Here is an 11,435-nt window from a genome sequence, read left to right on the forward strand (position 1 = left end):
ATTGTTATTTTCTAAACAGGATTAGTTAAAGCGAATCTCTGGTGAAAAACGAATACGTTGTAGAGTACTCTCCATTAGATCTAAATCAATAGTCGCAAAATCTTCTAGGATTTGATCAGTCCATTGTGGTGTTCTCTTATCCTTATTAAACTTCTCATGCGTTGCTAAAGCATTCTCTATCAATTCTAAACTTTCATAATCAATCTGTGATTGTGTAGTAGTAGTGATAATGATTGATTTATAATAAGTTTCATTTGGTTTAATAGAGCTACTTAAGGGATGAGTTAACATCACATGATGATCTTCCACAATCTTTTTATAAGTTTGCTGAAGAACCTCTTCAAATGTTCCATCCACAAAAATAACGGGGCATTGAGAAATTTGTTCTTTGACTTTGGGATTATTCGATATAATCTGCATGCTTTCACCTCAAAACACTAGTGCTTTACAACAATCAAAAAAAGACACACTCATCCCTTTTGATTATTGATAAGAACAAAACCATTCACGGTCGCACTATCCTAGTTCTTGTGAACATTATAACAAAAACTAATAAATTTGACAACTCATCTTTTAAATAAAGTTACGTGCTTAGTTTAGCTCTTTGTCTAACAGCTTTTGACTAATTTATAAGATTTTATGATAGGAGTATTGTGCAATGCTTCACTTTCCTTTGCTTCACGTTTTCATTGAATTTCATTATAGATGTCTTTTAAATAAAAGAGTGCTCCTAATAAATTAGCATCATTTTTGAATCGGCATACAGTTAATGGGACAGGCTGAAAAATTTCCTCTCTAAATACAAAAGAAGGGTGCTGTCGATATAACTCTAAGTACAGGTCTCTGATCTTGTCAATCAGTAGAGGCTCACTTGACACACCTCCGCCAATTGCAATACATTCTAAATCTAAAATAACATGGAGATTATAAATAAGATTGGCTATTATTTGACAGTACTCTTCAAACATTTGAAGCACTTCTTGTGACTCTTCATTTTTAATTGCTTCAAACACTAACCGGGCATCGTCTATATCTTTATTGCCCATTATTTCATTGGCAGGTCTAACGAAGTTAAAAATTCCTGCTCTTCTAACCAGAGGGACATCACGATAAGAAGATAGAAGAAATGAAACTTCCCCTGCAATATTGTTTGTCCCTTGATAGAGTTTTCCATTTATAATAACACCCAATGCCAGACCGGTTCCCAGTGCCAAAGTTGCCCCATTTTTTATTCCTTTCAAGGCTCCTGTATATGATTCTGCCAAAACAGCTGCCTGCCCATCATTAATGATCGCTACCGGAATATTAAAATTTGCTTGAATAAAAGAACGATAATTAAACCCTTTCAAAAATGGTAGAGAGCCATTAAAAACAACTTTCCCTTCCGAATTATCCACAATGCCAGTATGACTAATTCCCACCCCCCTTGAATTCACAGGCAGATTCTCTAGGACCTTCTCCAACACTCGTATAAAAGCTTCTTTAGTCCCTGGAGTTTTACAAATTGGAAATTTTTGGATGATTTCTCCATCTTCATCCACATAAGCAGACTTAATATAGTTTCCACCAACATCCATCACAAAATATGACATCCTTCTCCTCCTTAACTTATTATTAATTAATTATATAAATTAGCTAAAATTCGGGAAAGTCCCCTTTCAAACAACAGATATCCCGCTGAATTTAAATGGATTCCATCCATGCTATATTTTTTATCCGCTTCATCTTTTAAATCATAAAATTCTTCCCAATTAAACAGAACACAATCATAATCTCTAGCTAATTCTATAATTTTTTGATTGATTTTTTGAATTTTCAAAGGCTGTAATCTCTTAGTGGGCCAAGTTTTCATAATAGGAGCTATTATAAGTGGAAGATGTCCAGAACTATCCCTTACTTTACGGACAATTTTTTCTAGATAATCCGTTACCAATCGTTCATTAAATTGATAATAGACCTCATTAATTCCATACATGATGAATACCGCTTCAAATTCATTAATGAGTATCTCTTCTTCCTCAATAAGCTTCCAACCATCTTTTGCAATCGTTCCTTGCTTAGCTCTATTTACTATTTGCCATTGGTCTATCTGCTCTTTAGAATAAAATGCTAGTACAGAGTGCCCAATAAATAAAATTTTTTTCACTCTACCACATCCATTATCTTATTTAATAAATATTATGGCAGATTAAGCTCATCTTGAAAAGCCTTTTCATTCTTTCTATAATACCCATACAAACGTTTGTAACAAATAAAATAGGAGAGACGCTATGAAAATATTAAATACAAAAAAAGGCTTACTCTTACTGGGTATAATCGCTGGAATAATTATGGTAATTTTAGCATCTGCTGGTAATCCTAAAAATATGGCACTCTGTACAGCTTGTTTCATTAGAGATTCAGCAGGTGCAATGAAGTCTCATACTGCAGCTAAAACACAATATTTTCGACCAGAAATTCTTGGGATGATCTTAGGTAGTATGGGACTTGCATTAGCACATAAAGAATATAAGGCTACTTGTTCCAAAAATGTGCTCATCCAATTTCTTCTTGGAAATATTTTAATGTTTGGAGCCCTGGTCTTCCTCGGTTGTACTCTTCGACTAGTTTTAAGAATGGCATCTGGAGATCTTTCATCCTATATCGGCTTATTCGGTCTCTTAATTGGGGTCGGAACTGGTACTTTCTTCATCAAAAAAGGATATTCATTAGGTAGCAAAGAAGAAAGTTATCCAGCTGAAGGTTTCTTATTGCCAATGCTATTATCAGGAGTTTTCATCTTAACCATAACCAGTCCGAACCTTTTCGCTTGGTCAACCGAAGGTCCAGGATCAATGTATGCTAATCGTTGGCTATCATTAATTGCAGGTCTAATTTTTGGTTTTATTGCCTATCAAACTCGCCTTTGCTTTACTGGATCAATCCGAGATGTGTTCTTAGCAAAAGATTATACTCGATTGGTTCCAATTGCTGGTATTTTTACTATAATGTTAGTATATAATATCATTGTCGGTAATTTTGCTTTCCAAGCAGCTGGTCCTATCGCCCATACTCAAACTTTCTGGAACATTATCAGTATGTTTGTTGTAGGCTTTGCCGGAGTTCTTGCTGGAGGATGTCCAGTACGTCAAATAATTATGTCTGGGACCGGCTCTTCTGATGCCAGCATTTGTGTTTTAGGTATGTTTTCAGGAGCAGCTATTTCCCATAATTTTGACATCGCTTCGACACCCACTAGTCCTGATGCTGTTGGAGGACCTGGAATCAATGGTCAAATTTTAATGTTCATTTCGATCATCCTTTTATTTTTCATTGCTTTCTATGGGGTTAAACAAGCAAATAATAATAAAGCAAAATAGCGATAAATACTTTTTGAAAGTTGGATAACAATTGAAACAGAAAGAATACCTCTATGTCACTTTTAATACCACCACTGATTCCATTGAGGCAGAGAGTCTCTTTAAATCTAAAGGAATTCCTGGTCGTTTAGTCATTATTCCAAGAGAACTTTCTGCAGGGTGCGGAATGGCTTGGCGTTCAGAACCAAATTGGAAAGACCTAATTGAAAAAACTGCCGATGAAAATAGCCTATCTCTAAAACAACTTGCGATCATCTAGCAGGTTGTTTTACTTTAATATTTTAAAAGATAATAAATCTGTTATAATTATTAGTAAAATAAGCTATACATAGAGGAGACTTGATGATGTTACAATCAATTAAGATTAATTTTGAAGTCATTGAACTAATGGATTTTTATTGGCAAACAGCTGCTCGAAGAGAAAAATTAGCTGATTCTTATTTATTAGATATTGCTAATCGTCCAGAAATGAATACCATCTATACGGACGATTTTGATTCTAATTCTGTCAGAAAAGTATTGTCAGCAGTTATTAATTATGAACCTGTCAATGAAGGAACAGAAAAAGAAATTGAATTCTATCAATCTAATAAATTCTTTGCTGATGACCCAGGCAATGTTGAGCTTGTCTTACCCACTGTCAAAACGCTCAATGTAAATGAATTTAAAGAGCAATTTGCAGGTGATACCAAATTTGAAGAAGTACAAATCAACTTTATTCCAGCCTATAATCTTGTTGATAAAATTGAAGACAACGTCTTGACCATTAACTTCTTTAAATTAGGTGTTGATTTTACTGACTTTGAAACCGTCTTACTTGAAGGAAAGCCTCTTAAAGAATATATTGCGAGTCGACTAAAAGATATTTTATAGTATCAAAAAAAGCCTTGAGTTAAAACTCAAGGCTTTACTTTTATTCAAATCCTACATGAAACCTGCATCCTTAACAACTTCTTGAGCCTTGGCTTCATTTGCTTCACTAACCATCACGATTGGTCCGGAACATCCCATACCTGACTCAGCATAAATGCCTTCTTTCCATAAAGCTTTTACTGCATCTTCTAAGTCCAGTACATCAATTCCTGATAATGAAGCTGTTACTACTTCTGCTGCTGGAGCTTTTATTTCCTCTTCAACAGCTGAAGCTTTTGGTTGTAACCCTTCACGAACATCTGCTAAACCAGCTTTTTTAGCTGCTGCATATTCCGCTTTAGCTACTTGTGGTAATTTACCTTTAGCCATTTGATAAGCAAATTTTAAAGCATTTGCAATAACAGGTGCTCCTGAAGCACGAGAAATAATATTGATAATTTGATCAAAACCATCTCCTACACCTGGTCCATAACCGAAACCAGTCGTCTCGTATGTTCCTCCTGAAGTGTATGAGCCAAATAATTTCATCAAGATATTACCTGTTAATGAATCACACACCATTACATCGGCAGATCCTAATAACAAGTCATTTCCTCGTAAAACTACTCCACCATCTGAACGAGCTGACTCACCAAAGGTAATATCATATCCTTTTTCTTGTAATTGTCTCAATGCACGTTCAACAGTATTAGCACCATCAACGTTCACAATCCCAACAGTCGGATTTTCAATTCCTTTAGCTTTAGCAACTGCAATCCCATTAATTGTGTTTAATACCATTGCTTCTGCTCTAACAGTAGCGGTTGTCCCTGTAGTCGTTGCAATAAACATTTCACGACCTAGTGCTGGTGAAATCACACGACCTACAGTTGAAACACCAATTGGAAATGTATGGTGAAGAGTTACAGCACCATGAATAGTGCCATCAGATAATAATTTATCCAAAGTTTCTTCTACAGCTGCTTCATCATTCGCTTCATAATGCTCATAATCTGCTGTCCAATCTAATTTTTCTCCGATTAAAACAACATCAAACATTCCTTCTGCTTTCGCAAGTGCAGCTGCTTCACGCATTACATCAAACCCTAATTCAGAACCATTGATTGTTAAACCGATCTTAATTGAAGGACCGACTTGTCCACTCTCTAAAGTATGAGCTAATTCGTTAAAAACATCTTTAATTGCTTGATTTACTTGGTTAGACATGCGTAATGCTCACCCCTATTCTTCTTCTGATGAAAAGTTCTCAGCAAATTGGCGTAATGCTTTAGCAACTTCTGTCTTAACAGTTTCTTTCAAGTCGCTTGAACCACCATCTGTTTCAACTTCTCCTGAGTTACGTTCAATAATAACAGACACACCATCAAATAAGTTTGTCATACGTCCTAAGAACAATGAACCTTTACCAACAATCATAGCACGTTGAATCTCTGATTCACCTGTCATATCATCATAAGCAAATCCTAAGTATGGAACTCCTGAAGGAATATGTCCTTGAGTTGGTGCCCATCCTGGTACACCTTTCTCTGCTACGAAGTTATTTAATTCTGCACGTTCTAGTTCTTTACGAAGAACACCAACAGCTCCAATCATCTTCAAGTTAGCAGTTGGCACATCACCAGCACCTGCAGGTTTAGTAATATCAGGATTTTGCATTTCTACAGAGAATACATCAATTTCTGGAACACTTAAACCAGCTTTGTCTAATGGATCCCCAACTAAAGCTGTCATTACAGCCTGTGGCGAAGACCCTGATGATACAGTATGTCGACCTGTTACATCCGTGCGAATAACTGGACTCTTACCATCATTTTGTCCAACTAAGAATGCAACCCCTGCAACTGAATCTTCTAATAAAGGCATGTTTTTCTCATAGTGAGATTTACCATTCATACCTAATTTAGCAGTAGATCCACCCGCAACAACAGCAACCGCTTTATAAGTTCCTGCTTTTACTAATGATGATGCTAGGATCAAGGCATGAGTAGGTGCCCCACAGAATGCACGTGTATCTGAACCTGAAGCGTTCTTCAATCCACACATTTCAGCAATTGCTTTCGCCATGTTACCTCCACCACGTTGGTTAACATCACCAATTGCTTCTTCAGAACATTCAATCACATACTCAATATCTTCTGCATTGATATCTTCACTGTCACGTAATAAATGACGTAATGATAACACACCGGAAGCTTTATTGACTAAGTTCTCTAACATTACGTGTGCAGATAAGTTAACGTCAATATCGTGGGCGCGTTCAACCACACCTACCAATTTACCATCGTAGTATAAACCTTCTGCTTCTTTCTCATCAACTTGCTTTTGTAACCATTCAGCTGATTCCGTATTTTTAATTTTTGCAACATCATCTTTAAACATATCATTTTCTGCAAAAACAGCTTTTACTTCTTCAGCGAATGATTCTTCTAAGTAGACTAAATCAAAAACGTCTACTACTGAAAGTAATCCATAAAATTCCATTTCTGGCATAATTTCACCACGTTTAGAATAACGGCCACCTTCAGCCTTTGTTTCATAACGAGGTTCAGAAATTTGCTTTAATTCAGAATAGTGCATATTGTTGATATAAGTCTGGTTAGCTGGATCAGCTAAAACTTCCTCATATGTACGTAAATTATTTTGAAGATTTTTTAAATATTCAGAGTCAGGTGTAGTAATCTTCTCAGTTGTTTGTGTAGACCCATTGTGGATCAACATATTTGGTGAGTGAGCTAAAGTGTATGCAGCGCCTTTTAATACTGGAAAAGTCATTTACATTCTCCTTTTTTATTAAGTTTTATATTGTATATTATTTCACATAAACCTTTAAAACGCAAGCCTTTTCACAAGGATTTAAAACAAAACCAGCATCCGCAAAGTGCTGATACTGGTTTTAATAATGGTTTGTTTAACTAATTAAACTGTATATTTAGAAAATTGATCGCGAATTGATTTCATTTCTTCGGCGATTGAATCTACATCTAATACCATTTCCATCATTCCGATTTGTTCATCGTAAATGTCTGGATCTGCATATTCTTTAAATTCTGCTTCAGTTGCATGGTATACAGCTAATCCTAATGGAGTGGCTGTTAAAGCACCTGCATATGTAGGATCTCCGTTGGTAACTGTTTCAGCTGCTAGACCAGCAGATTCTGCTTCAGCTCCACCTAAGATTACAACTAGATTCTCTGCACCGTGTTTCTCAGCGGCTTCTTTGATACGACGTTGATTTTCCAAATCCATGGCTCCTGCAGCCGTTCAAACGAAACACTCTGTTGATGACATAAGAATCTCTACTGGTTTACCTTCTAAACATGCTTCAATAGCTTGTCCTGGAATACCATCACGGTCTCCAATGATTAGAAGTTTTTTATTATCTAATGACATTATATTACCTCCTAAGAAATTTGAAATAAAATTGTTTTCGCAACAACAATATCACTACTACAATAAGCAGTATATAACCAATCCTTTAAATTGTCAAATATTTTATAAATGAAAAGGGTTTCCTTAATTATAATTGATCAAACACTCCCAAATTATCTCTATAACAGCTATTCAACTCCTATTAAGAATTTTAATAAATACTTCATTACCTATTATTGTATACTATTACTAATATATAGTTCCTATTTAGGAGGACTTATGAAAATTTTACATATAATAGCTCAACTCCCTGGACAAACGGGATCAGGAATTTATTACCAGAATTTGATAAATGGACTTGCTAGCTACGGGATAGATAATGCTCTGATTTATGCAGAACAAAAAGAAAACCCTGTTTCATTCATCAACTTTCCCACTTATCCTGTACACTTTATGACAGAAAAACTTCCCTTCCCTATTGTAGGGATGTCCGACTCAATGCCCTATTCTAGCTCCAAATATTCTGAATTAACTTATCATCAGATTTCAACATGGCACAATGCTTTTACTCAGCAGTTAATAAGAGCTAAAAATGAATTCCAACCAGATATTGTCATCAGCCATCACCTATGGTTTCTTACCTCACTGACACTTGATATTTTTGATAACTGTCCCGTTGTTGGAGTAAGTCATGGAACAGATATACGTCAAGCCAAGCACAGTCCTATTCTCAAAAATTCTTATGTACAAGAATTGGAACGACTTGCCATGGTGTTCGCTCTTTCTCATCAAGATAAAAGAACCGTTCAAACAGTTTTTAACATTCCAGCCGAGAAAATACATGTAACAGGAAACGGATATAATCCTTACGTTTTCAATCGTAAAGAAAATTCTGCCTCTCATCACAAAAATATCAAAATCCTTTACGCTGGAAAAATTACAGAAAGTAAAGGAGTCTTTGAACTAGCCAAGGCATATCTTAATTTAAAGAAGAAATATCCTGAAATTGAACTTTCTATTGTAGGAAATGGAAATCGCACCTCAACTAATTACTTGGTTCAACTTCTTAAAGGCCTTGATACTAATGATTATCAGCTTTTAAATGCAATTTCACAAGTCAAACTAGCTGAACTGATGAAAAATTCCGATCTTTTTGTCTTGCCATCTTATTATGAAGGCTTAGCTACCATCGCTTTGGAAGCATTAGCATGTGGACTCAGAGTGGTCTCGACAAACTTATTACCTTTAAAGGACTTATTAGGAGATGCTATCAATGAATCAGGAATTATTGAATATGTCGATTTGCCAAGAATTGTTAATTTAGATCAACCTGTAAAAAATGATTTACCAAAATTCCAATCAGATTTAGAAAAAGCCATTTCTATTCAAATTGATAGAATCAAAAAAGAAGATAAATTATCTGCCTCTATTTATGAAGATATTGCACAGTTTTCTTGGCCAAAAATTATTCAAAAGCAATATAGTTTACTAGTAAGTTTGAAACAAGATTAAAATACATGTTTGACTCCACAATGATTCATAAATCATATATATTAATACATTTATTATATGGTATAAACGCTATAATTATTTATTTTTCCAATATATCCGTTTTCTAAGCAATAATGATTCTTTCCATTTATGATATAATAATGATAATCAATATTTAGGAGGATCATAATGAAAAAAGTTTTTACTTTAGCTTCTGCAATAATTTTATCCAGTATACCACTCTTATCTACAGCTGTTGAATCTATCACAGCACAGGAAGAACAAACAGTTGTTGTCTATTCTAATACTCTATTTGACGAGGCACGCGAAGCGCGTGTCACTGAATTAGCTAAGGAAGCCGGTTTTAAGCTAGAAGTAGTAGCAGCTCCAGGTGGTGATACTTACAACCGTGTCCTTGCCGAAAAAGATGATCCACAAGCAGATGTTGTGATAGGACTGGATGAAGCAAATTGGCTAAATTTACAAGAAGAAATTGCCTTACATGACTTCGAGCCAGTCTGGGCAGAAAATATACCGGAAGCAAAACTGTTAGGCAGTGGTCAATTTTTCCCTTTTGCAGAATCATATATCTTTGGACTATATAATCCAGACAATGTTTCCGAAGAAGAAATTCCAAAACGATTAGAAGAATTAGGCGAAAGTGATAATTGGAAAGAGAAATACCGTATTCCAGAAGACCTCGCGGGTTCAACCCATCAAAAAATTCTTTTGACCATTCTCATGCAATACCCTGATGAAAATGGTGATTTAGGCATTTCAGAAGAAGGCTGGCAAAAAGTTGAAAACTATATCAACAACGGCTATCAAATTCGTGAAGATGAAGACCACTTTGCTCTTTTAAACGAAGGGACCTTGTTATTCGACTATCATCACGCTTCAGGGACTTCCGTCGCAATAGATGAAAACAAAGACTACAATATTAAACCGATTGATCCTGAATATGGTGTCTTTACCATGACAGAAGAAATTGGTATCCTTGATAAAGGTAAAGATCACGACTATACAGCTGCTGAAGGGTTTGTAAATTGGTTTGGCTCTGATGAGATCCAAAAAACTTTAGCAGAAGAATTTGGTTTTGTTCCTTTAACTGATGTTGCCAAAGAAGGAATGAATGATACCATGAAAACATTACTTGAACAAGTAACCCCAATGGAAGTTGATTGGGATCTCTATCGTGAGAATGTAGACGCTTGGGTGGAAAAACTAGAATTAGATTATATGCCATAAAATATTAATAAATTTGCTATTAAAAAGCATTTGCATCGTTCAATGCAAATGCTTTTTTAAAGGAGTCTAATATGATTGAATTACAAAACGTCCAAATCAAATATCAAGATTTCATTGCTGTCGATACTATCAACCTCCTAATTAAAGAGGGAGATTTTTTCACTTTATTAGGGCCTTCAGGTTGTGGAAAAACCACAACTCTTAGAGCAATTGCCGGATTAACTAATCCTAATAAAGGGCAAATTTTACTTCAAGGCCAAGACATCACAAACGTTCCTGCTGAAAAGAGAAATATTGGAATGGTTTTCCAATCTTATGCCCTCTTTCCAACTATGACTGCATTTGATAACATTGCTTACGGTTTAAGAGTTGAAAGAAAACCTGAAAAAATCATCAAAGAACTTGTTCATCAACAAGCAGAAATTGTTGAATTAAATGAGAAACAACTTAGCAAGAATATCTCCCAGCTTTCTGGTGGTCAGCAACAACGTGTTGCAATCGCTCGTACGCTCATTAAAGAACCTCGTCTAATTCTATTTGATGAACCTCTTTCAAACTTAGATGCAAAACTCCGAAAACAATTAAGAAATGAGTTAAAAGAAATCCAAGCAAAAACAGGCTTAACGGCTGTTTATGTCACCCATGATCAAGAAGAAGCATTAGAACTTTCAGATCAGATTGCCGTTTTTAATAATGGAAAAATCGAACAGATAGGTAGTCCTTTTGAGGTATATAATCAATCTAAAACAGAATTTGTGTGTAATTTTATTGGGGAAGTAAATCAATTGACACCTACTCTCGTCAATCAACTTAACCATTCTTTTTCACCGATGATTCCAGAAAAAAATATTGCTTATATCCGTTTAGAACATATTCATAGTCAAAAGTTAAGAGAAGATGACATTGAACTAATAGGTGAAATCCATCAACAGAAATTTCAAGGGAATTCATTTATCTATACCGTTCTTGTAAAAGGTGAAAAAATAAAATTTATAGAGCTTAACCATTCAAGTAATAACTATCAAGTCGGAGATAAACTATCCTTGTACCTCAATCGTGATGATGTATTATATTACCCCATTGGAGGAAATTAAA

Annotated in this window: 12 protein-coding genes; 6 read left to right on the top strand and 6 right to left on the bottom strand. The window is 35.2% G+C overall.

Annotation, left to right across the window (positions count from 1 at the left end; genetic code table 11):
• Positions 1-21 precede the first annotated feature (21 nt).
• The 3 genes from HZY91_RS03940 to HZY91_RS03950 form a co-directional block, all read right to left on the bottom strand.
• Complete coding sequence (locus tag HZY91_RS03940) at positions 22-420, bottom strand: GrdX family protein (protein WP_197114970.1); 399 nt, start codon at positions 418-420, stop codon at positions 22-24.
• A 266-nt stretch (positions 421-686) separates the two neighbouring features.
• Positions 687-1,592, bottom strand: a complete 906-nt coding sequence (locus HZY91_RS03945; RefSeq protein ID WP_197114971.1) for an ROK family protein — start codon at positions 1,590-1,592, stop codon at positions 687-689.
• Positions 1,593-1,618: 26 nt separating this feature from the next.
• Positions 1,619-2,146, bottom strand: a complete 528-nt coding sequence (locus tag HZY91_RS03950) for an SGNH/GDSL hydrolase family protein (protein WP_197114972.1) — start codon at positions 2,144-2,146, stop codon at positions 1,619-1,621.
• Positions 2,147-2,270: 124 nt separating this feature from the next.
• On the opposite strand from HZY91_RS03950, the gene yedE reads away from it, so the two are divergent.
• The 3 genes from yedE (at position 2,271) to HZY91_RS03965 (ending at position 4,232) form a co-directional block, all read left to right on the top strand.
• Positions 2,271-3,359, top strand: a complete 1,089-nt coding sequence (yedE, locus tag HZY91_RS03955) for a YedE family putative selenium transporter (protein WP_197114973.1) — start codon at positions 2,271-2,273, stop codon at positions 3,357-3,359.
• A 31-nt stretch (positions 3,360-3,390) separates the two neighbouring features.
• Positions 3,391-3,618, top strand: coding sequence for a putative Se/S carrier protein (locus tag HZY91_RS03960; protein ID WP_197114974.1), 228 nt, complete (start codon positions 3,391-3,393; stop codon positions 3,616-3,618).
• A gap of 86 nt (positions 3,619-3,704) precedes the next feature.
• Positions 3,705-4,232: a TDE2712 family protein gene (locus HZY91_RS03965; RefSeq protein ID WP_197114975.1), complete on the top strand. Its 528-nt coding sequence runs from the start codon at positions 3,705-3,707 to the stop codon at positions 4,230-4,232.
• A 51-nt stretch (positions 4,233-4,283) separates the two neighbouring features.
• Here the strand turns inward: HZY91_RS03965 and grdD are convergent, their stop codons facing one another.
• The 3 genes from grdD to grdA all read right to left on the bottom strand — a co-directional run bounded on the left by grdD (position 4,284) and on the right by grdA (position 7,622).
• A complete protein-coding gene (gene grdD, locus HZY91_RS03970; RefSeq protein ID WP_197114976.1) occupies positions 4,284-5,438 on the bottom strand; it encodes a glycine/sarcosine/betaine reductase complex component C subunit alpha in 1,155 nt (384 codons plus the stop codon).
• A 15-nt stretch (positions 5,439-5,453) separates the two neighbouring features.
• A complete protein-coding gene (gene grdC, locus HZY91_RS03975) occupies positions 5,454-7,004 on the bottom strand; it encodes a glycine/sarcosine/betaine reductase complex component C subunit beta (RefSeq protein WP_197114977.1) in 1,551 nt (516 codons plus the stop codon).
• Between the two features lie 144 nt (positions 7,005-7,148).
• Entirely contained in the window at positions 7,149-7,622 is a 474-nt protein-coding gene (gene grdA, locus HZY91_RS03980) for a glycine/sarcosine/betaine reductase complex selenoprotein A (RefSeq protein ID WP_235991453.1), read from the bottom strand.
• Between the two features lie 258 nt (positions 7,623-7,880).
• Here grdA and HZY91_RS03990 point away from each other — a divergent pair, with 258 nt between their 5' ends.
• From HZY91_RS03990 to HZY91_RS04000, 3 genes are all read left to right on the top strand, one after another.
• Positions 7,881-9,113 (top strand): glycosyltransferase family 4 protein, encoded by a 1,233-nt coding sequence (locus HZY91_RS03990; protein WP_197114980.1) that lies wholly within the window; start codon positions 7,881-7,883, stop codon positions 9,111-9,113.
• A 168-nt stretch (positions 9,114-9,281) separates the two neighbouring features.
• A complete protein-coding gene (locus HZY91_RS03995) occupies positions 9,282-10,340 on the top strand; it encodes an extracellular solute-binding protein (RefSeq protein WP_197114981.1) in 1,059 nt (352 codons plus the stop codon).
• A 71-nt stretch (positions 10,341-10,411) separates the two neighbouring features.
• The gene (locus HZY91_RS04000; RefSeq protein ID WP_197114982.1) at positions 10,412-11,434 is read left to right on the top strand and encodes an ABC transporter ATP-binding protein; all 1,023 of its coding nucleotides are present in this window, start codon (positions 10,412-10,414) and stop codon (positions 11,432-11,434) included.
• The last annotated feature ends 1 nt before the right edge of the window (position 11,435 follow it).

Source organism: Facklamia lactis (assembly GCF_015863205.1).
Lineage (GTDB): Bacteria > Bacillota > Bacilli > Lactobacillales > Aerococcaceae > Facklamia > Facklamia lactis.